The 20,047-nt window shown below is 56.8% G+C and carries 19 protein-coding genes and 1 riboswitch; of the genes, 12 read left to right on the top strand and 7 right to left on the bottom strand.

What is annotated here, in order from left to right; translation table 11 throughout:
* The first annotated feature begins 286 nt into the window (after positions 1-286).
* Entirely contained in the window at positions 287-757 is a 471-nt protein-coding gene (locus UN63_RS14605) for an RNA recognition motif domain-containing protein (protein ID WP_104487893.1), read from the top strand.
* A gap of 26 nt (positions 758-783) precedes the next feature.
* Here UN63_RS14605 and murI read toward each other — a convergent pair whose 3' ends face one another.
* On the bottom strand, positions 784-1,614 hold the full coding sequence (gene murI / locus UN63_RS14600; protein ID WP_104487891.1) for a glutamate racemase: 831 nt from the start codon (positions 1,612-1,614) through the stop codon (positions 784-786).
* Here murI and UN63_RS17110 point away from each other — a divergent pair.
* Positions 1,604-1,927 carry a hypothetical protein gene (locus UN63_RS17110; protein ID WP_181068259.1) on the top strand — a complete coding sequence of 108 codons (324 nt, stop codon included), beginning with the start codon at positions 1,604-1,606 and terminating at the stop codon, positions 1,925-1,927. The genes murI and UN63_RS17110 overlap by 11 nt on opposite strands.
* On the opposite strand, the gene UN63_RS14590 is transcribed toward UN63_RS17110, so the two are convergent.
* Positions 1,924-3,804 carry a TonB-dependent receptor domain-containing protein gene (locus UN63_RS14590; protein WP_104487886.1) on the bottom strand — a complete coding sequence of 627 codons (1,881 nt, stop codon included), beginning with the start codon at positions 3,802-3,804 and terminating at the stop codon, positions 1,924-1,926. The genes UN63_RS17110 and UN63_RS14590 overlap by 4 nt on opposite strands.
* 40 nt (positions 3,805-3,844) lie before the next feature.
* Positions 3,845-4,050: riboswitch (cobalamin riboswitch) on the bottom strand.
* A gap of 182 nt (positions 4,051-4,232) precedes the next feature.
* Between UN63_RS14590 and UN63_RS14585 the strand changes: the two genes are divergently transcribed.
* The 3 genes from UN63_RS14585 to UN63_RS14575 all read left to right on the top strand — a co-directional run bounded on the left by UN63_RS14585 (position 4,233) and on the right by UN63_RS14575 (position 7,281).
* On the top strand, positions 4,233-5,573 hold the full coding sequence (locus tag UN63_RS14585; RefSeq protein ID WP_104487884.1) for a sulfite oxidase: 1,341 nt from the start codon (positions 4,233-4,235) through the stop codon (positions 5,571-5,573).
* Between the two features lie 6 nt (positions 5,574-5,579).
* Positions 5,580-5,951 (top strand): hypothetical protein, encoded by a 372-nt coding sequence (locus UN63_RS14580; RefSeq protein ID WP_229793479.1) that lies wholly within the window; start codon positions 5,580-5,582, stop codon positions 5,949-5,951.
* Between the two features lie 397 nt (positions 5,952-6,348).
* Positions 6,349-7,281 carry a hypothetical protein gene (locus UN63_RS14575; protein WP_146084755.1) on the top strand — a complete coding sequence of 311 codons (933 nt, stop codon included), beginning with the start codon at positions 6,349-6,351 and terminating at the stop codon, positions 7,279-7,281.
* A gap of 91 nt (positions 7,282-7,372) precedes the next feature.
* Here the strand turns inward: UN63_RS14575 and UN63_RS14570 are convergent, their stop codons facing one another.
* Positions 7,373-7,900 (bottom strand): ATP--cob(I)alamin adenosyltransferase, encoded by a 528-nt coding sequence (locus UN63_RS14570; protein WP_104487877.1) that lies wholly within the window; start codon positions 7,898-7,900, stop codon positions 7,373-7,375.
* Between the two features lie 142 nt (positions 7,901-8,042).
* Between UN63_RS14570 and trmA the strand changes: the two genes are divergently transcribed.
* Positions 8,043-9,140, top strand: coding sequence for a tRNA (uridine(54)-C5)-methyltransferase TrmA (gene trmA / locus UN63_RS14565; RefSeq protein ID WP_104487875.1), 1,098 nt, complete (start codon positions 8,043-8,045; stop codon positions 9,138-9,140).
* A 430-nt stretch (positions 9,141-9,570) separates the two neighbouring features.
* Here trmA and UN63_RS14560 read toward each other — a convergent pair whose 3' ends face one another.
* The 3 genes from UN63_RS14560 to rpmE form a co-directional block, all read right to left on the bottom strand.
* On the bottom strand, positions 9,571-10,815 hold the full coding sequence (locus UN63_RS14560) for a malic enzyme-like NAD(P)-binding protein (protein WP_104487872.1): 1,245 nt from the start codon (positions 10,813-10,815) through the stop codon (positions 9,571-9,573).
* 117 nt (positions 10,816-10,932) lie between these two features.
* Entirely contained in the window at positions 10,933-11,673 is a 741-nt protein-coding gene (locus UN63_RS14555; RefSeq protein WP_104487869.1) for a thermonuclease family protein, read from the bottom strand.
* A gap of 113 nt (positions 11,674-11,786) precedes the next feature.
* The gene (gene rpmE, locus UN63_RS14550) at positions 11,787-12,002 is read right to left on the bottom strand and encodes a 50S ribosomal protein L31 (protein WP_104487866.1); all 216 of its coding nucleotides are present in this window, start codon (positions 12,000-12,002) and stop codon (positions 11,787-11,789) included.
* Between the two features lie 141 nt (positions 12,003-12,143).
* Between rpmE and priA the strand changes: the two genes are divergently transcribed.
* Positions 12,144-14,342 carry a primosomal protein N' gene (gene priA, locus UN63_RS14545; protein WP_104487864.1) on the top strand — a complete coding sequence of 733 codons (2,199 nt, stop codon included), beginning with the start codon at positions 12,144-12,146 and terminating at the stop codon, positions 14,340-14,342.
* A gap of 2 nt (positions 14,343-14,344) precedes the next feature.
* Here priA and UN63_RS14540 read toward each other — a convergent pair whose 3' ends face one another.
* Entirely contained in the window at positions 14,345-14,935 is a 591-nt protein-coding gene (locus tag UN63_RS14540; protein ID WP_104487861.1) for an LON peptidase substrate-binding domain-containing protein, read from the bottom strand.
* Positions 14,936-15,102: 167 nt separating this feature from the next.
* Here UN63_RS14540 and argS point away from each other — a divergent pair, with 167 nt between their 5' ends.
* From argS to rraA, 5 genes are all read left to right on the top strand, one after another.
* A complete protein-coding gene (gene argS, locus UN63_RS14535; RefSeq protein WP_104487859.1) occupies positions 15,103-16,857 on the top strand; it encodes an arginine--tRNA ligase in 1,755 nt (584 codons plus the stop codon).
* A gap of 3 nt (positions 16,858-16,860) precedes the next feature.
* On the top strand, positions 16,861-17,439 hold the full coding sequence (locus UN63_RS14530; RefSeq protein WP_104487856.1) for an SPOR domain-containing protein: 579 nt from the start codon (positions 16,861-16,863) through the stop codon (positions 17,437-17,439).
* An 81-nt stretch (positions 17,440-17,520) separates the two neighbouring features.
* Positions 17,521-18,051 (top strand): ATP-dependent protease subunit HslV, encoded by a 531-nt coding sequence (hslV, locus tag UN63_RS14525; RefSeq protein WP_104487854.1) that lies wholly within the window; start codon positions 17,521-17,523, stop codon positions 18,049-18,051.
* Positions 18,052-18,099: 48 nt separating this feature from the next.
* Positions 18,100-19,428: an ATP-dependent protease ATPase subunit HslU gene (gene hslU, locus UN63_RS14520; protein ID WP_104487851.1), complete on the top strand. Its 1,329-nt coding sequence runs from the start codon at positions 18,100-18,102 to the stop codon at positions 19,426-19,428.
* 98 nt (positions 19,429-19,526) lie between these two features.
* A complete protein-coding gene (rraA, locus tag UN63_RS14515) occupies positions 19,527-20,012 on the top strand; it encodes a ribonuclease E activity regulator RraA (RefSeq protein ID WP_104487896.1) in 486 nt (161 codons plus the stop codon).
* The last annotated feature ends 35 nt before the right edge of the window (positions 20,013-20,047 follow it).

Raw genomic sequence — 20,047 nt, 5'->3', positions numbered from 1 at the left:
TTTTTTGATAAAAACACGCCTTTGGTGACCGATTGCTTATACTCCAAGCAAAAGCACAACTTAACCACAGAGTTACCCACAGACGGCGGGCTATCGCACATAGAAGTGCTTGCATTTTAATCAGTGCTGGGTAATTTGATTATCCCAGATCACATTTATAGCGCTTACCGACGTCAGCCATTACTCCGTAGCTCAATTGAGGCTATGCTGTTATCGATGGTATGAGCTTCATTGTTCCGATGCAGACATACCCTACACATTCATCCACTTTGAGATTGGACTGCCGATGAAGTTATCCCAGTATCCTGTTTATATTCAGTCTGCCCTGTTTGCTCTTGTTCTGGCCCTGGTCGGCTATGTTGTTATCGGCTGGGCTGCGCCTTCACTGTCTCCTGCTGTCCTCTTTGCACTTGGCTTGCTGCTGGGAGGGCTGCTGGTCCCCTTGTTTACCCGCACCCCGGTGCCGGCAGCTATTCCGACTACGACTCTATATGTGGGTAATCTGCCTTACCGGGCCAATGAAGCCTCGGTAAGGGCACTGTTCGAAAGCTTTGGCCAGGTGTTATCGGTCAGGCTGATGAAAGACAAGCACACCGGCAAGCGTCGTGGCTTCGGTTTTGTGGAGATGCCGAGTGATGCGGCCCAGGCGGCCCAGCAGACGTTGAACGATTCGGAGTTTCAGCAACGAACGCTGAAGGTCAGAGAAGCCAATGAACGTAAAGATGAAGAAGAAGACAATGATCAGGGTCAGCCCTGATCTCGTCTATATAAGGTCTCAGTCGCCTAAGGTGTAAAGCACCCGAGTGTACCAAAGCCTTCCTTACCAAAAGTCCCGGCCTGCAGCCGGGCTTTTTTTGTCAGCTGGGTGCAAAACAGTTGGCCCGGCCCGATATTAGCCGGGTGCTCACTCTGCGATGGTGTCGTGAGCAACAGCAGGCTGGCGACCCGACGGGCAATGGCCTCACCCGAATCAATGAGTTTGACCTGGGGTAGGCAGAGGCTCAGTTCGTCGGCCAGCAGGGGGAAATGGGTGCAGCCCAACACTATGGTGTCCGGCCCTTGCGTGCCTCGCCAGGGAGCCAGTATCTGGCCCAGGCGATGCATGTCGACCGGCTGACCCCAGAGTTTGTCTTCCGCCATTTTCACCAACTCGGTAGTGCCCAGCAAAGATACCTGCAGATCGGCGGCAAAGCTCTGGATCAGTTCGGCGGTATAACGACGGGAGACGGTGCCCGGTGTGGCCAACAAGCCGATATGGCCCGGCTTGCTGGCTAAGGAGTTAGTTTGATGAAGCAGGCGGCTGTATTCGGCGGCCGGTTTGATGGCCGGCACCACCCCCACCACCGGAATGGACAACCGCTGACGGAGTGCGGGCAGCACATTGGTGCTGGCGGTGTTGCAGGCAATAATGGCGATATCGACGGGGTAGCGCGCCACAAAGGCCTCGAACAGCTCGACCACCCGTTCGACCAGCCGCGACTCGCTCAGCTCGCCATAGGGGAAGCAGGCGTTATCGAACAGGTACAGGTATTGGTGACCCGTCAGGGTCTTGCTGACTTCTCTATAGACGGAGAGGCCGCCCATACCGGAGTCGAAGATAAGAATGTTTGCCACTGTCTGCCCTTTCTATGCAAAACCTGCCCTCACTGTGCAAGGCCTGCTCTCGCTGTGCAAGAGCGCCATGATAACGCCAAAGGCGGCCATGAAAAAGCCGGCGCAGTGGCCGGCTGTAGAGCAAAGTTGTCTGCAAGCACAGAACAAGGTCGGACAAAGGGCCGGCTTCACGACTCGCTGCAAGCACATCCATGTGATGCTCGACAAATGCCATCCCTGGCATTTGATCGGTCGTGAAGCCGTTCCCTTTACCCTCCCTCCTGGCTACCTTGTAGTGGTCAACAAAAAGTGGCCGAGGCTGGCAGAAGATTAGAAACGGTAATCGGCTCCGACGTAGAACTCCATGTCGGGTGCGTCGTAGCCATCGACTACCTGATAGTCCTTGTCGAACAGGTTGTTGATTTTTCCGTTCAGGGTCAGTTGCTGAGTCAACGGGTAACGAGCACCTATGTTCCAAATGGTGTAGGAAGGCAAAACCACATCCGTATAGGCACTGTCGTTACGCTCACCGACATACAAAACTTGGGCAAACAGGTTTGCATCAGCTACATCGATATCGCCGGTCCAGCTCGCCTTTCGCTTGGCACGACGGGCTAGCTGACTCTTGTCATTGGCAATATCTTCCGCATCGGTGTAATCGAAGCTGGCGGTATGATGCAGCAGCCCAGTCGTAGTTTTCACCACAAATTCTACGCCTTTGATTAAAGCGTCTGTGTTCTCTGCAGAGTTAGCAGCAAGATAAAAAGGTGCTGGGTAGACAATTAAGTTGTCTATTTGGTTTCTATACAAGCTTAATTGCCAGTTGAGCACTTGGTAGTCACCTGTCAATCCCAGCTCCCAGTTTTCAGACTCTTCTGGTTTCAGTTCTGTACTTTCTGAGCCAGGCCAATACAACTGTGAAAAACTAGGTGCCTTAAAGGCAGTACCATAGCTCAGCGTAGCCTTGTGTTGTTCCGGCAAGTCGACCGAAAGTGTGCTCTGCCATGTGCCGTGGGTACCAAACTGTTCGTTATCATCCACTCGTCCTGTCAGTTCGACAGATAGCGGTGACCATGTATGGAAAACAGATGCGTAAACACCAGTATTGTCACGATCCGGAGCATCAAAACGAACCATACTAGAGCTCAGACAATCATATGGGGACGTCAATCTATAAGCATCGCATTTAGTAGTAATAGAATCAGATAGTAAACGTTCTCTTTGCCAATCCATTCCCGCCAGTGCATAGCCGGTGTCGGTATAGTGGTATTGGGTAAGACCGGTCACTTGGGTAATGGCTGTGCTGGTATTAGTCTTGTACTGGCTGTTTTCCCCTTCACTCTCCCGCCAGGAAATCAGCTCGGACTCCCCATAACTGATATTTAGCTGGCCATTCCGTTGTTGATTGGCATAACGAATACCGGCGTCAGCCTGATAAGCTGTTTTTTCTGACAGGTCAGAATTCCAGGCCTTGTCATTGCGGGCATCAAACTCGATATCGCCCTGCCAACCATTCAGGTTGGCATCCAGTGTCCAGTTCTGGTTCAGCTGGTGCTCAAGTCCCAGGGTAAGGTTTTTGCTTTCGAAGCCATCGCGATCTGGTTGGTTATTATCGGGCTTAACATCATAACCACGGGTTTCACGATAGCCGGTGGCTAATTGCAGGCGGGTGTTGTCGGTGACCCACTGGTTGATGGAGACATCGGTGGCATAGTAGTCGTTGCTGCCGGTGGTGAAGCCAACCTGGGCGCTGTTGACCTGAGAGGTGGTGATGATGTTGACCACACCGCCGATGGCCTTGGAACCATAGATGGCTGCACGCGGGCCACGGATATATTCGATACGCTCGACGTTGCTCACCGGCAGTTGGCTGAAGTCGACATTGCCAGCCACCATCTCGGCCATCGGCTTTCCATTGAACAGTACCAGCACATGATCGGAGTTGGTGCCGCGCACAAACAGGCTACTGAGCTGGCCGATGCCACCGCTCTGGCTGCCAAACTGCATGCCCGGCAGGGTTTCGAGCAGGTCGACCAGTGAGCGGGGCTGACGGCGTTCTATCTCGGCCTTGGTGATGACTTCAACTGGCGCCAGGGCGCTGGTGGCCGGCTGCTCGACCCGGTTGTAGATGGTAATGCTGGTGGGTTCGGATGAATTCTGGGCATAGGCTGCCCATGGCAGCAAGGTAGCCGCCAGCCATTTCTTAGACATTGATTACTTCCCTAGTACGCGTAGTGACTGCCAGCAGGCCATTCCTGTTGGCTCTTTGGCAGGTTTTCGGGCTTGGAGGCTCGGGCCATGGCCCACCTAGACGACGGCTTCCCACCCTTTTTTCTTTACTGGGCAGTGCCTGGGTTACCCCGTGTCGTGTCGTTCCTCTTTACCGCTGCGCGCCAGCTCCAGATTTGCACCGGATTCCCGTTTATGCCTGTCGGCACCAAAGCGGGGGGCATTATAGGGAAAGGAAACCTGAGTGTATATGCAGACGCGGCGGCCAAATTCGCATAATTCATCATAAAAATTAATATGATGCGGGTCTCAACCAAACAATATTTACATACCGGAAACATATGGTTATTTGCTAGTCTGCCTTGACCTAGGATCAGGCCCGGCGCCGCAGGCGCGCAAGGAGAGAAAAAATGGCAAACGAACCAAACAACAAGAACGAAAAGCCCAGCCGGGGCTTGCACGAACTGTACGCAGAAGATCCAATCAAAGCCGACGAACTGGTATGGGATCGGGAAACCGATGCCGGCAGCCGCCGGGGCTTTCTCAAGCGGGGCGGCCTGCTGGCCATGGCTACGGCCATCGGTGCCAGCATTCCCTTCGCCAACAACATGCCGGCGGGGTTGATCCCCGCGGCCTTTGCCCAGTCCGACGAGCCTTTTGCCCTGCCGGGCAAAGAAGGCCTGACCATTCTCAACGACAGGCCGATCAACGCCGAGACGCCACCTCACCTGCTGGATGACGAGATCACGCCGGCCAAGCACATGTTTGTGCGCAATAATGGCCTGCTGCCCGATATCAAGTCGCTGGGCCCTGCCGGCTGGACGCTGGAAATTGCCGGCGAGTCTTGTGAAAAACCCACCACCTTCACCCTGGCCGAACTGAAATCCCGCTTCAAGCACCACAGCTATCAGCTGACGGTGGAATGTGGCGGCAACGGCCGCAGCGAGTACTCGCCCGCCGCCAGCGGCAACCAGTGGACCACCGGTGCAGTGGCCAGCCCCAAATTTACCGGAGTAAGGCTGAGAGATGTACTGGAGGCCTGCGGTATCAAGAAGGATGCGGTTTACATCGGTTATTACGGCGGTGATCTGCACCCCAGTGGCGATCCGAGCAAGGAAGCCATCTCGCGCGGCGTGCCCATGTCCAAGGCGCTGGAAGATCAGACTTTGATCGCCTGGGCCATGAACGACGAAGACATTCCGGTGCTGAACGGTCACCCCCTGCGCCTGGTCTGCGGCGGCTGGCCGGCCTCCACCTCCGGCAAATGGCTGAAGAAAATAGTGGTTCGCAACAAGGTGCATGATGGCAACAAGATGGCAGCCCCTTCATACAGCGTGCCCAAATACCCGGTGGCACCCGGCACCCAGGTACCGGATGAAGATATGGAAATCATCGAGTCCATGCCGGTTAAATCACTGATCACCTTCCCCAAAACCGGCATCAGCCACAAGCAGGGTGAGCCGTTACAGGTTCGCGGCCACGCCTGGGCCGGTGATCTGGAGGTGACCGAGCTGCATGTATCTATCGACTTCGGTGTCACCTGGCAGAAAGCCGAGCTGCGCGCGCCGGCCAACCGCCTGGCCTGGCAGCACTGGAACAGTGAACTGAGCTTTCCCGAGAAGGGCTATTACGAAGTCTGGGCCAAGGCCGTCGACAGCGAAGGCAAGGCCCAGCCGATGGTGGTACCGGGCTGGAACCCCAAGGGCTATCTGAACAACGCCTGTCACCGTATCGCGGTACAAATTGTCTAGGAGGACATGATGGCACATCCTGTTGCCCTGAGTTTGCTGCTGCTGGGCCTGTCGTCCACGCCGGCGCTGGCCGCCGAGCTGGATCCGCAAACCGGCTTTATAATCGCCCCCGGCTGGGAAACGGTGCGTAACAACTGCACCGCCTGCCATTCATCCAAACTGGTCACCCAGAACAGCGGCAGCCGTGAGCACTGGCTATCGCTGATCCGCTGGATGCAGGACAAGCAGGGGTTATGGCCCTTCGATGCCAACACCGAAGAGACCATACTGACTTATCTGAGCAGCGCCTATGGCCCCAAGGAGGACGCCCGTCGTCCGCCATTACGAGCCGAGCAGCTGCCGGATAACCCTTATCGCCAACCGGCCGAGACCCAATAACGGCTTCGCGATTGACCACCGCTGAAAAAAGATAAAAACCGTTCAGCCGCGCCATTCCTGCGCGGCTGAACGGCAGAGCAAACACATGTTATCTTCTGCCCGCTTCCTCTCTCCTGCCAGTTCCATCTTTACCTGTCGATACCGCTTGCCTTGACAAGACATAATTGAAACTTGTATTAACTGTCCCCATCGGAGCAAGAGCATGCATGCTCGTTTATTATTCTCCCTCTGTTATCGGCTGATAAACGTACGGCCAGACATTCGTTTTTCTCGTGTTCTTCGGTATTTATCATGCCTGCGGGGTCTGGCGAAGGCTTATTGTACATGCGCTTGTTCTGATGCCACCTCGGCTCTTGAAAGAGCTTATTGAGATAAAAATAAAAAGGGAAAATTCATTTTGTCATTAAATACGCTCGTAAAAGCCACAGCTGGTGGAGTGCTGCTCGCCGTACTGACCGGTTGCGCCAACCACTTGCCCGCGGAAACCGTTAACTCCATGGATATTGATCGGGAGTCAGTGCGTCAGGACTATGTATTTCAGGCTCAGGGCGTCAATCAGATATTTATTGACCAGCCGTCACCCAGTTTCAGTGTGACCGATCATGAATCCTTTCGTGTGACCACCTACTCGGTCAATAAAACACTCGAGGTTTATACTCCTTACCAGCCTCTCCGCGAGCTGTATGAGTTTCCGAGCGGTATCCTGATGACTACCGGTGGTGTAGTGTTCTCTATCGTCGATGTTGTGCCTTTCTTTGGCATGCTGCCGGACGTGATGACCAAGGATCTTCTGGCCAACGGAGTCACGGGCATCAACCCCTTCATGAATATGGAAAGTCATGCCCGGAGCGAGAAAAAGGTACTGGGCATACCTGAGCGTGAGGTGATCGATCAAAAAGTCGAGAAAAGCGAGTCGCCACTGCGGCAGTTCAAATTGACCGCGGCTCTTGATGCCAGCATTGCCTCCCTGGAAACGGATGAGCGCGGCTTGCTGTCGGTGGATTTGCTGTCTTTGATGGACGGCAATACGGCACCAAGAATGCTGACGCTGAGCGCAGCCAACGCCAGCGGAGAGCAGGTAAATCATGAATTCCCGCTGACTCGTCAGCTGTCCGTACGCCTGATGCAGGCCAAGAATCTGATTGATAAATACCAACAGATTGACGGCGACAAGCTGAAATTGCCGGAAGCAATTGAAGATCTGAGTACCCTGAGCCGCTGGGGCTTTGAACACAATGTCCGCAGTCTGGAGCAGCAAATCCGCGAGAAGCTCGATAATGAGCGCCGTATCGCTTTCGACAGCCAGCTTATTCAGGCCCTGGCCGGATAAATTCAATCGGCAGCTATCCGTGACAGCTGCCGATTATAAGAGATTTTCTGACCCAGCAATCCTCGTTCTGATAAAGAGGAACCGCGCCAGATCAGTAGTTGATGCTGATGTAGGGCACCTCTTCGGTGCCCAGCCGATCCTTGATAGCGACGGTCAGCACGAAGAAGAAGTTGGCCAGCACATTGGCAAAACGAGGCAGGATTTCGTCGAACTTCCTGCCCTCTTCTTCCAGCCGTACCAGCATGCGCACTATCTTCTTGCCGGTACAACGGCACAGATGCAGTTGCGGCACCGGTGCCGGCCCTCTTGGCAGCACAAAGCCGGTCACCCGCCCCTCCGACGCCTGCTGATAATGGGTGTATCTCTCCTTCAGCCAGTCGATATCCTGCTCGAAAATACCGTTCTTGCCTCGCACCGACCCATTGAGGTTGTAGATCAGCGGTTGCAACTGCTCCAGATCGGCCCTGATGTCGTCAAATTCCTCCGGCAGCTGCGACAGCACCACGCCGATATGGCAGCACAGCTCGTCAGTGAGAATTTCATAATCACAGGTCATTTTGGTCTCGAAGATAAAGGGATAACACCATTCCCGCAGATCCTCCGGTTTTTTACGCCGCATAACTATTTCCTTTCATTTCAGTCCGTCAGCAGAGGCTGCAGTCTGGCAAAAGCCGCTTCCGACCACCAGCCCGCCGTCCGATAACTGGACAAATTCGCCGCAGGCCGTAGAATTTGCGCTCCGTTTTACAGAGAGGCAACTCATGAGCACAGTGGTCAACCCGCAAACCTACCAGGCACAGTTGGATGAAAAGGCCGACCGGCTTCGGGAAACCTTCGCGCCCTTTACTCCACCGACGCTGAACGTGTTTGCCTCCGAGCCCGAACATTACCGGATGCGCGCCGAGTTTCGGGTCTGGCATCAGGACGAAGACCTCTACTACATCATGTTTGATCAGGCCACCAGGGAGAAATACCGGGTCGACCAGTTTCCTGCCGCATCTCTCCTGATCAACCAGGCGATGCCGCTGTTGCTGGACGCGCTCAAACCCGACCCGGTACTGCGCCGCAAGCTGTTTCAGGTAGACTTTCTGTCGTCATTGAGCGGCGAGCTAGTGATTAGCCTGCTCTATCATCGCCAGCTGGACGATGCCTGGCACAACGCCGTGCAGGATGTGCAGGCACAGCTGCAACAACAGGGCATCAACGCCAGCATCATAGGCCGGGCCAAGAAGCAGAAATGGGTCGTCGGCCAGGACTATGTGGTGGAGCGGCTGCAGGTGGCGGACCAGGAGCTGGTCTATCAGCAGGTGGAAAACAGCTTCACCCAGCCCAATGGCCGCATGAACGAACAGATGCTGAGCTGGGCGCTGGATGCCACTCAGGGTGCCAGCGGTGATCTGCTGGAACTGTATTGTGGCAACGGCAACTTCTCGCTGGCCCTGGCCGCCAACTTCCGCCGGGTGCTGGCCACCGAAATCGCCAGCTCCTCGGTCAAGTCGGCCCAGTACAACATTGCCGCCAATGACATCGATAACGTGACCATACTGCGCATGTCGGCGGAAGAATTCACCCAGGCCATGCGCGGGGTACGCGAGTTCCGCCGGCTGCAGGGCATAGATCTCGCCAGCTACGAGTGCAATACCATACTGGTAGATCCGCCCCGGGCCGGACTGGACGAAGAAACCGTCAAGCTGGTGCAGGAATACGACAACATCGTCTATATCTCCTGCAATCCGGAGACCTTGCGCCAGAATCTGGAGACGCTGTCACTGACTCACGACATCAGTCGCTTCGCCCTGTTCGATCAGTTCCCCTATACCCATCACATGGAAGCGGGTGTTTATCTGACGAGACGGTGAGATGTGAGGGGTAATACCACCGCAGTAACCAGCCGGGCTGTTTGACTGCCATCAATCCCGGACAAAGGGCCCGCTCCGCCGACACGCCGTAAATACCTCCATGTAGGCCCCACCGCGCCATCCCTGGCAGTCAGATGGTCGGCGGAGCAGATCCCTTAGTCCTCCTATTCCCAGCACCGGGTTGTCTGCCGACTCCCGGCAGGCAACGCTGAAATATCACGAAGCAGTAACAGGGATTGCCGTAACCGACCGTCAAATGCCATGGATGGCATTTGCCGAGCGCTACATGGATGTACTCGCAGCGTGTCGGTGGAGTTAACCCTGCTGCTGCTTCATATTGCGGACATTCCCGACGACTTTTGACAAATATCCAGACTGTAGAAAACAAAAAGGGGAGCCGAAGCTCCCCTTTTGCATGTCATGCCTGGAATCAACCCAGCATGTAGTTTTCCGGCAGTTCGATGCCGGCTACGCCGGATTCCACGGCGGCAAGGGCCACGGCACGGGCTACACGAGGCAGCAGGCGCGGATCCATCGGCTTGGGAATCACGTAGTCCTTGCCGAATGTCAGCGATTCAACGCCGGCGGCAACCAGCACTTCCTGTGGTACCGACTCTTTGGCCAGACCACGGATAGCGTCGACGGCGGCCACTTTCATCTCGTCGTTGATGCAGGACGCGCGAACATCCAGGGCACCACGGAAGATGAAGGGGAAACACAGCACGTTGTTCACCTGGTTCGGGTAGTCGGAACGACCGGTACCCATGATCAGATCCTGACGTACGGAATGAGCCAGTTCTGGCTTGATTTCCGGATCCGGGTTCGAGCAGGCGAAGATAACCGGCTTGTCAGCCATCAGAGCAACGGCTTCGGCTGGCAATACGTCCGGACCAGAAACACCTACGAATACGTCGGCGCCAGTGATCACGTCTTCCAGCGTACGCTTGTCGGTGTTGTTGGCGAACAGTGCTTTATATTCGTTCAGATCGTCACGACGAGTGTGAATCACACCGTTACGATCCAACATATAGATGTTTTCGCGCTGAGCACCACACTTGATCAGCAGTTCCATACAGGCCACGGCAGCGGCGCCGGCACCCATGCACACGATTTGAGCCTGGGTAATATCTTTGCCCTGAACTTCCAGTGAGTTGATGAGGCCTGCGGCGGTAACAATAGCAGTACCGTGCTGGTCATCGTGGAATACAGGAACGTTACAGCGCTCGATCAAGGCCTTTTCAATTTCAAAGCACTCAGGCGCCTTGATATCTTCCAGGTTGATACCGCCGAAAGTATCGGCAATGGCCGCTACAACCTGAATAAATTCTTCGGTGGTGCGGTGCTTGACTTCAATATCAACCGAGTCGATGTTAGCGAAACGCTTGAACAGTAAGGCTTTACCTTCCATTACTGGCTTGGAAGCCAGTGGACCCAGGTTACCCAGACCCAGAATGGCGGTACCGTTGGTGATAACGGCAACCAGGTTACCCTTACCGGTATATTTGTAGGCATTATTTGGATCAGCTGCGATTTCGCGCACAGGCTCGGCCACACCCGGGCTGTAGGCTAAGGCGAGATCCTGGGCGGTTTCTGCCGGCTTACTGATTTCAACGGAGATCTTACCCGGAGTCGGGAAAGCATGATAATCGAGTGCTTTTTGACGGAAGTCGGTCATTCTACGAGTACCCTGATGCGATTGTTGACATTTACATGATTTATGTGTGAACAAGTTTATCACAATGTTTATACAATGTGATAGTAGTCAACTTATTCAACATTGCCCAGCAAAAATTCATTGCTCTATCTGGTAAAACTGCCAAGAATAATTTACCCACAATATTTGTCGACCAATGTGGCTGGCTCGAACCCGGCCACGAATAAACAGCCGATCTCCCCGCCTTAACCTCTTCAGACTGCGGCGAGCCGCCATCGGCAGACGTTTGCCTGCCATCACGGTCAGCTGCCCTTCCAGCTCGAGCGTTAGGCGCCCTGAGCCTGCATAAGGTAGGACAACCCTGGCCTGCAACAGTTGCCAGCCACCGGAGGAAAAGCTGACCAACGGCGCCTGCCATACTCCGAGGCGTCGTTGCCTAGCCCCCTGTTCGGCCGCCAGCCAGCACCGCCAGTAATCATCATTGGGCGGGATCAGCAGCAGGGGTCCCAGCCCCTGTGCGAGCATCCGGGTAACCAGCAAATCGCCATTAGCCGTGAGCGGATGCGCCAGCCAGCGTCCATAATCATCACGCCTTTCAACGCCAAAAACCAGTTTCAATCGACTCCCACTCGGGATTTTATTCTGCAGCCAGCGCCGTGCCGCTTCGGCCCCGGATTCCACCGGTAATTTACTGTGTTTATTGAATTCTGGCGTATCGATACCGATAAAGCGAATTACTCTGCCGTCCTGCAAGATGACAGTGTCACCATCTACAATATGCCGAACCGTTACGGTTTCGTCTGCCGGTGGTTTAGGGCATTTTGCCGCTACCATCAGCGGCCACAATCCCATGATCAGCAGCCATTGCCATCGCTTCATTTCGCTACCCTGGCGTAAAAACTGCCATAACCATGGGAAACATCGGCGTCATGCACAAGTTGCGGGCAATAAAAAAGGCGCCCTGAGGCGCCTTTTCTTGCGATGAGTATCGCTTATTTGCTGCTGGACAGCGCGCCGAAGCGCTTGTTGAAACGGTCAACACGGCCGCCGCTATCAACCATTTTCTGCTTACCAGTGTAGAAAGGGTGGCAAGCGGAGCAAACGTCCAGGTTCAGGCTTTTACCCATGGTAGAGCCGACTTTGATCTCGTTACCGCAAGAACATTTGGCAGTAATTTCGTTGTATTGTGGGTGAATACCGTTTTTCATGGGGACAACCTCTGAATTTGTAGGCCGTGTCGCTATCTGATCCTGTGCCAGACACCACACGAATGATTCACGTTTTGTGAAGGGTGCGAATAATATAGGATCGCTTTTTTACTGGCAAGGCACACAGGGGATAAATCACCAATGTCAATACCGGCACAGCCAGGTTTACTGCGGGTTACGCTGCCCGTCCCCCTGCGGCGAGAATTTGATTATCTCTGCCCCCTGCCGCTGCCCGTACCTGGCTGCCGGGTGTCCGTGCCCTTTGGCAACAGAGTCATGACGGCGCTGGTACTGTCGCACCCCGAAGATTCCGACATCGATGCCACCCGGCTCAAGCCCATCGGCGCCATACTGGATAAAGAGCCGCTCCTGGCCGAGGCCGAACTCAGGCTACTGGCCTGGGCCACGCAATATTATCTGCACGCCCCCGGAGAGGTGTATTTTCAGGCGCTGCCCACCCTGTTGCGCAAGGGCGAAGCCGCCGCCTACCGAAGTACCCCTTACTGGCACCTGCTCGATGCCGAGGCCGGCGTTTCCGCCCAGGCCATCAAGCAACAGCAGGCGCTGACCTTGTTACGCCAGGGGCCCTTGACTGCCGGCGAGCTGGAAATCAGAGGCATCAGCGGCGCTATTCTGCAGGCGCTGGCCAAAAAGCAGCTGATCGAAAAAAAGGATCAGCTGCCGGAAACCGTCGACTGGCGCGCCACTGCCACCGAGGTGGCCGACGATGACAAGCCCCGCCTGACCACAGAGCAAGCGCTGGCGGTCAGTCTTATCCAGAGTGCCCGGGGCTTCAACCCCTTTCTGCTGGAAGGCATCACCGGCTCCGGCAAGACCGAGGTCTATCTGCAGATCATGGAGCCGGTGCTGCAGGCGGGCAAGCAGGTGCTGGTGCTGGTGCCGGAAATCGGCCTGACCCCGCAAACCATATCGCGCTTTCAGCAGCGTTTTAAGGTACCGATCAGCACCCTGCATTCGGGTATGAATGAACGAGAGCGGCTCGATGCCTGGCTGTCGTGCCGGGACGGCAGCACCGCCATCGTCATCGGCACCCGCTCCGCCCTGCTGACGCCTTTCGCCCGCCTGGGGATGGTGATCATCGATGAAGAACACGATACCTCGTTCAAACAGCAGGACGGCTTTCGTTACCATGCCCGGGATTTGGCGCTGCTGCGCGCCCGCCAGCTCGACATTCCCATCGTGCTGGGGTCGGCCACGCCCAGCTTCGAAAGCCTGCACAATGCGGCAGGCGGCAAATATCAGCTACTGACCCTGAGTCAGCGGCCCGGCACCGCCACCGTGGCCGAACATGTGCTGCTGGACAGCAAGCATGTACAGATGAACGCCGGGCTCTCGCCCCAACTGCTCCAGCTGGTCGAACAGGAGCTGGCGAAGGGCAATCAGGTGATGCTGTTCCTGAACCGGCGCGGCTATGCGCCGGCGCTTTTGTGTCACGATTGCGGCTGGCTGGCAGATTGCGAACGCTGTGACGCTCACTATACCTGGCATCGGCATTCCTCCCGCCTGCACTGCCACCATTGCGATCATCAGCGACCTTTACCCCCGAGCTGCCCGAGCTGCGGCAGCCGGCAACTGGTGGGTACCGGCCTGGGCACCGAGCAGGTGGAGCAGGCCCTGAGCGGGCTATTTCCCCAATACGGCATTATTCGCATCGACAGGGATAACACCCGCCGCAAAGGCAGCTTTCAGCAACATCTGGAAGGTATTCGCAACGGCAAGTATCAGATCCTGATCGGCACCCAGATGCTGGCCAAGGGCCATCACTTTCCCGATGTCACCCTGGTGGCGATGCTGGATGCGGACGGCGCCCTCTTCGCCAGCGACTTTCGGGCCACAGAGCGCTTTGCCCAGCTTTATATACAGGTGGCAGGCCGGGCCGGACGAGCCAGCAAGCCGGGCCGGGTAGTGCTGCAGACCCACCAGCCGGAACACGCCCTGCTGCAGGATCTGGCCAACCAGGGCTATCGTCACTTTGCCCACAGCGCCCTGCAGGAACGCCAGGCCGCCGCCCTGCCCCCGTTCAGCTTTCAGGCGCTGTTTCGGGCCCAGGCCACCCAGGCTGATCAGGTACAGACTTTCTTGCAGCAACTGGTACAACAGTTGCTGCCCAATCTGCCATCCTCGGTGCTCTGTCTCGGGCCACTCAGCGCGCAGATGGAGCGCAAGGCCGGGCAATATCGCTACCAGCTGTTACTGCAGGCCAGCAACCGGCGAGAGCTGGCGGCGGCCTGTCGCCTGGCACTGGCGTTAATCGATACCCTGGCCTCCGCCCGCAAGGTACGCTGGTCGCTGGACATCGACCCGGTGGAGCTCTGGTAACTTCAGTGCTGCTGGCCCGGCTGCGACGGCGAGGTCAGCATCGACATCAGGAAACCGAGGGCACGATGGCAACTGTCCTCCGCCATCAGCTTCTGAGCCTGCCGGCTTTTCAGAGGTAGTACTTCCAGCCAGCGCTGGGTTACCCAGGCCGCGTCCCGCCATCGAGGCGCCGGATAAAGGTCGGCCAGTTCCGGATATTCGGCAAAGACTTCCTGCAATTTATCGGACAGCACCTGCTCGGTCGGCGACAGGGTGCAGGACTGCCAGTTGTCGAGCAGTTCCACCTCGGCCCGCAGCAGGCCATCTTGCTCCCGTTCCAGCTGAAGGATGTGAAAACGGTCCACGGCTTCCACCGTTATTCCCAGCAAGCCGCCCTCCAGGGTATAGAAGTCGATGATGTTCACCCGGGTACCGAGCGTGAAAAGATCGTTGTGGCCGACATGGTCCAGTTCGTCCAGCATGCCGATACCAAAGCCGGTTCCGCTACGGCTCGCCTCGCTCACCATTCTGATATAGCGGGGCTCGAAGATGCGCAGCGGAACCTTGCCGCCGGGCATCAGATGATGGGTAAGGGGTAACAGCGCCAGTTTCATGGCTAGTCTCCTTCCTTTAAGAATTAGCCATAAAGACCCTTTTTTATCCTCTACACTTTCAATCGGCGCCCTCGCCTTGCCTTGACGGTAGTTTTCTGCACCCGTTATGAGTAGAATTTCTTCCCCCGGGTTATCTCCAACCTTGTCTTAAATTTGGTGAACTGATAATGAAAGAACATATTCAAGCACTGCTTGAGCAGACGGTCTCTATCCTGAAACAGCAAGGCAAGCTGCCTGCCGAACTGGCACCCCGCATTCAGGTAGACCGAACCAAAGACAAGGCCCACGGAGACTTGGCCACCAATCTGGCATTGCTGCTGGCCAAGCCCGCAGGACAAAACCCCCGCGCCCTGGCCCAGATGCTGGTTGATAACCTGCCCGCTTCCGAGCTGGTGGCCAAAACCGAGCTCGCCGGCCCCGGCTTTATCAACTTCTTTCTCGACAGCGACTGGCTGGCGCGCCAGATAGACGCCATGGTCGCCGACGAACGCGCCAATGTGCCGGTGGCCGAACAGCCCCAGACCGTGGTGGTGGACTACTCGGCTCCCAACGTGGCCAAAGAAATGCACGTGGGTCACCTGCGCTCCACCATTATCGGTGACGCCGTGGTCCGCACCCTGGAGTTTCTCGGCCACAAGGTGATCCGGGCCAACCATATCGGCGACTGGGGCACCCAGTTCGGCATGCTGATCGCCTATCTGGAAAAGCTCGAGCAGGAAAACCCGAATGTGCTGTCTTCCGGCCTGTCGGATCTGGAACAGTTCTATCGCGAGTCCAAGCAGCAATATGATGCGGATCCGGACTTTGCCGAGCGTGCCCGGGGGTACGTGGTGAAGTTGCAGGGCGGCGATGCCTATTGTCTGGCCATGTGGCAGAAGCTGGTCGACATTACCCTGCTGCATAACCAGCAGGTTTACGACCGGCTCAACGTTTCCCTGACTCCGGCCAACGTCATGGGCGAGAGCATGTACAACTCCATGCTGGCAACCATAGTCGCCGATCTGCAGCAGCAGGGGCTGGCGGTGGAAGACGAAGGCGCCATCGTGGTCTATCTGGACGAGTACAAAAACAAGGACGGTGACCCCATGGGCGTCATCATCCGCAAGAAAGACGGCGGCTACCTCTACACCACCACCGACATCGCCTGTGCCAAATACCGTTACGAGCAGCTGGGCGCCGATCGGGTGCTGTATTTCATCGACTCCCGCCAGCACCAGCATCTGATGCAGGCCTGGAACATAGTGCGCAAGGCCGGTTATATCCCCGAGTCGGTCAGCCTGGAGCATCACGCCTTCGGCATGATGCTGGGCAAGGACGGCCGCCCGTTCAAGACCCGCTCCGGCGGCACCATCAAGCTGGTGGACCTGCTCGAAGAAGCGGAAGAACGCGCCGCCGCCCTACTGGCCAAGAAAGACACCGGCCTCAGCGAAGAAGAAAAACGCCAGGTAGTCAGCCGGGTCGCCATGGGTGCGGTGAAATACGCGGATCTGTCCAAGAGCCGCACCACCGATTACATCTTCGACTGGGACAACATGCTGTCGTTCGAAGGTAATACCGCGCCTTATCTGCAGTATGCCTATACCCGGGTGCAGTCTATTTTCCGCAAGGCCGGCGTTACTGCCGACACCCTGCAAGGCCAAATCAGCATCCAGGCCCCGGCCGAAGAAGCCCTGGCCCAGAAGCTGGTGCAGTTCAACGACACCGTGAAGTCGGTGGCCGACAAGGGCCTGCCGCACCTGATGTGTCTGTATCTGTACGAACTGTCCGGTGCCTTCATGAGCTTCTACGAAGCCTGCCCCATCAACAAGGATGGCGTGAGCGCCGAAGAACGGGCCAGCCGCCTGCGCCTGTGTGCGGCCACCGCCAAAGTACTGGAACGGGGCCTGTCGCTGCTCGGCATCGACACCATGGAGCGCATGTAAGCCATGCCCAGGGATTACGTCCGGCGCAGCAAACCAAAAAGCAAAGGCAAGAGCAACAGCCGCCCCGCCCGGGGCGGCAGTCGCAGCCGTGCGCCACAGCGACGAGTTCCCTGGCTGGCCATCATACTGGTGCTGCTGCTGGCCGCCGCCCTCGGCTACCTGCTTTCCATCATCAAGGGCGCCGCCGGCAACCGCAGCCCGGAAGCACCGCCAGCCGTCACCCACACCCAGGCGCCCCCCACACCGGTCAATCCCATCGATCAGAAGCCGGTGGAAAAATGGCGCTATATCGAACAGCTGGAAAACAAGGAAGTGGTGGTCACTGTGCCGGAGGCGGAAGAGTCGACCCAGCCTTATCTGATGCAATGCGGCTCGTTCCGCTCCTCCGCCCAGGCCGAGCAACTGAAAGCCAAAATTGCCTTTCAGGGGCTGGTGGCACAAGTTCGCCATAAAAGTGGTAGCTCGTGGTACCGCGTGATCCTGGGGCCTTACGATAGCAAACGACTGGCTGAGCAGCACAAACACAAGCTGATCAAGGCAAAAGCCGTAGGTGATTGTGCAATCTGGTTCTGGGAGGGTTGATCTCGCTCGCTACCGTCCCCATTTCGTTGTTAATGACATTTCTGCCAGCCAGGCTGGCTACACCGTCAAGTGAGGTTCACAGTGACAACGATCGTTTCAGTTCGCCGTAACGGCAAAGTGGTTATCGGCGGCGATGGCCAGGTTTCCCTGGGCAACACCGTCATGAAAGGCAATGCCCGCAAGGTACACCGCCTGTTTAACGGCAAGGTACTGGCCGGTTTTGCCGGTGGCACCGCCGACGCCTTTACCCTGCTGGAACGCTTTGAAGCCAAGCTGCAGGCGCACCAGGGCAACCTTGAACGCGCCGCCGTGGCCCTGGCCAAAGACTGGCGGACCGACCGTAGCCTGCGCCGGCTAGAGGCCCTGCTGGCAGTAGCCGACGACAAGAACTCCTTCATCATTACCGGCAACGGCGACGTGGTGCAGCCCGAACAGGATCTGATCGCCATCGGCTCCGGCGGCTCCTTTGCCCAGTCCGCCGCCCGCGCCCTGCTGGAAAACACCGAGCTGGAAGCGGCTGATATCGTCAAAAAAGCGCTGACCATTGCCGGCGACATCTGCGTCTTTACCAATGGTAACCTGACCGTCGAAGAGCTGGATTACAGCCACTGATTTGCTTTCGGGCAGGTGGCGAGCCTGCCCGCACCACAGGATTTGATTATGTCTGACATGACCCCAAGAGAAATCGTCCACGAGCTGGACCGCCATATCGTCGGCCAGGCTGCCGCCAAACGCGCCGTGGCCATCGCCCTGCGCAACCGCTGGCGTCGAATGCAGCTGACTCCCGAGCTGCGCCAGGAAGTCACGCCCAAGAACATCCTGATGATAGGTCCGACCGGGGTCGGCAAGACCGAAATCGCCCGTCGTCTGGCCAAACTGGCCAACGCCCCCTTCATCAAGGTGGAAGCGACCAAGTTCACCGAAGTTGGCTACGTCGGCAAGGAAGTGGACACCATCATTCGCGATCTGACCGATATCGCCATGAAGATGACCCGCGAACAGCAGATGGAAAAATTCCGTCACCGCGCCGAAGAAGCGGCGGAAGAGCGGGTGCTGGACGCGCTGCTGCCCAACCCGCGCAATACCTGGGGTGAAGAAGAGAAAGCCGACAACAGCAACAGCCGCCAGATCTTCCGCAAGAAACTGCGTGAAGGCCAGCTGGACGACAAGGAAATCGAAATCAATGTCTCGGCCCCGCAGATGGGCGTGGAGATCATGTCACCGCCCGGCATGGAAGAGATGACCAACCAGCTGCAGGGCATGTTCCAGAACCTGTCCGGCAACACCAGTAAACAGCGCAAGATGAAAATCAAGGACGCGATCAAGCTGCTGGTCGAGGAAGAAGCCGCCAAGCTGCTGAATCCGGAAGAGCTGAAGGAACAAGCCATTCATGCGGTGGAAAACCAGGGCATAGTGTTCATCGACGAGTTCGACAAAATCTGCAAGCGCGGCGAAAGTTCAGGCCCCGACGTATCTCGTGAAGGGGTACAGCGGGATCTGCTGCCGCTGATTGAAGGCAGCACCGTCAACACCAAGCACGGCATGGTGCGCACCGATCATATGCTGTTCATTGCCTCCGGCGCCTTCCAGGTTGCCAGACCGTCGGATCTGATCCCCGAGCTGCAGGGTCGCCTGCCGATCCGGGTCGAGCTGGACTCGCTGAATACCGATGACTTCGAGCGTATTCTCACCGAGCCAAATGCCTCGCTGACCGAGCAGTACAAGGCGCTGCTGGCGACCGAAAACGTGACCGTCGACTTCACCAAGGCCGGCATCCGCCGCCTGGCCGAAGCCGCCTGGCGCGTTAACGAGACTACCGAGAACATCGGTGCTCGCCGGCTGCATACGATCATGGAGCGACTGCTGGACGAGCTGTCCTTTGAAGCGTCCGACAAGTCCGGTGACTCCATTCTGGTGGACGAAGACTATGTGGATCGTTACCTCAAGAACCTGGTCGAAGACGAAGATCTGAGCCGCTATATCCTCTAACCCGCCATGCTAACGGGAGCGGTCACACGATTGTGATTGAAAACCGCTCCCGCCCCTTTATACTTGATGTCACCTTGTTTCCAGATGTGGCTGATTCCATGGAATACAATACTTCAGAACTGTGCGATACCTATATTGACATGGTGGATGTGGTCGAACCCATGTTCTCCAGCTTTGGCGGCCGTAATTCCTTCGGCGGCACCATTTCCACCATCAAGTGCTTCGAGTCCAACGGCCTCATCATGGCGGCGGTGAAAGAAAACGGCGTGGGTCGGGTGTTACTGATCGACGGCGGCGGCTCACTGCGCCGGGCATTGCTCGATGCCGACATCGCCGAAACCGCGGCGGAAAACGGCTGGGAAGGCATCGTCTGCTATGGCTCCGTACGCGAAGTAGATGCTCTGGAAGATCTGGATATCGGCATTCAGGCACTGGCCTCCATTCCGGTCGGCGCCGATGACAGCGAGATTGGCGATCAGGAAATTCCGGTCAACTTCGGTGGTGTGACCTTCTTGCCGGCGGACCATCTCTACGCCGACACCACGGGCATTATCCTTTCTCCCGAGCCCCTGGATATCGAATAAAAGACAGCTGCAAGCTCAAGACACAAAAAAGGCAG

It is taken from the genome of Oceanisphaera arctica, assembly GCF_002936955.1.
Lineage (GTDB): Bacteria > Pseudomonadota > Gammaproteobacteria > Enterobacterales > Aeromonadaceae > Oceanimonas > Oceanimonas arctica.
Note: the sequence above shows the minus strand (reverse complement) of the source record. Positions and strands in the feature narration are given on the sequence as shown.

What these genes read in the sequence shown, in the direction of transcription:
- UN63_RS14605 (WP_104487893.1), top strand. Translation starts at nt 287, where the DNA reads ATGAAGTTATCCCAGTATCCTGTTTATATTCAGTCTGCCCTGTTTGCT.
- UN63_RS17110 (WP_181068259.1), top strand. Translation starts at nt 1,604, where the DNA reads ATGTTTGCCACTGTCTGCCCTTTCTATGCAAAACCTGCCCTCACTGTG.
- UN63_RS14590 (WP_104487886.1), bottom strand. Translation starts at nt 3,804, where the DNA reads ATGTCTAAGAAATGGCTGGCGGCTACCTTGCTGCCATGGGCAGCCTAT.
- UN63_RS14585 (WP_104487884.1), top strand. Translation starts at nt 4,233, where the DNA reads ATGGCAAACGAACCAAACAACAAGAACGAAAAGCCCAGCCGGGGCTTG.
- UN63_RS14580 (WP_229793479.1), top strand. Translation starts at nt 5,580, where the DNA reads ATGATGGCACATCCTGTTGCCCTGAGTTTGCTGCTGCTGGGCCTGTCG.
- UN63_RS14570 (WP_104487877.1), bottom strand. Translation starts at nt 7,900, where the DNA reads ATGCGGCGTAAAAAACCGGAGGATCTGCGGGAATGGTGTTATCCCTTT.
- trmA (WP_104487875.1), top strand. Translation starts at nt 8,043, where the DNA reads ATGAGCACAGTGGTCAACCCGCAAACCTACCAGGCACAGTTGGATGAA.
- UN63_RS14560 (WP_104487872.1), bottom strand. Translation starts at nt 10,815, where the DNA reads ATGACCGACTTCCGTCAAAAAGCACTCGATTATCATGCTTTCCCGACT.
- UN63_RS14555 (WP_104487869.1), bottom strand. Translation starts at nt 11,673, where the DNA reads ATGAAGCGATGGCAATGGCTGCTGATCATGGGATTGTGGCCGCTGATG.
- rpmE (WP_104487866.1), bottom strand. Translation starts at nt 12,002, where the DNA reads ATGAAAAACGGTATTCACCCACAATACAACGAAATTACTGCCAAATGT.
- priA (WP_104487864.1), top strand. Translation starts at nt 12,144, where the DNA reads ATGTCAATACCGGCACAGCCAGGTTTACTGCGGGTTACGCTGCCCGTC.
- UN63_RS14540 (WP_104487861.1), bottom strand. Translation starts at nt 14,935, where the DNA reads ATGAAACTGGCGCTGTTACCCCTTACCCATCATCTGATGCCCGGCGGC.
- argS (WP_104487859.1), top strand. Translation starts at nt 15,103, where the DNA reads ATGAAAGAACATATTCAAGCACTGCTTGAGCAGACGGTCTCTATCCTG.
- UN63_RS14530 (WP_104487856.1), top strand. Translation starts at nt 16,861, where the DNA reads ATGCCCAGGGATTACGTCCGGCGCAGCAAACCAAAAAGCAAAGGCAAG.
- hslU (WP_104487851.1), top strand. Translation starts at nt 18,100, where the DNA reads ATGTCTGACATGACCCCAAGAGAAATCGTCCACGAGCTGGACCGCCAT.
- rraA (WP_104487896.1), top strand. Translation starts at nt 19,527, where the DNA reads ATGGAATACAATACTTCAGAACTGTGCGATACCTATATTGACATGGTG.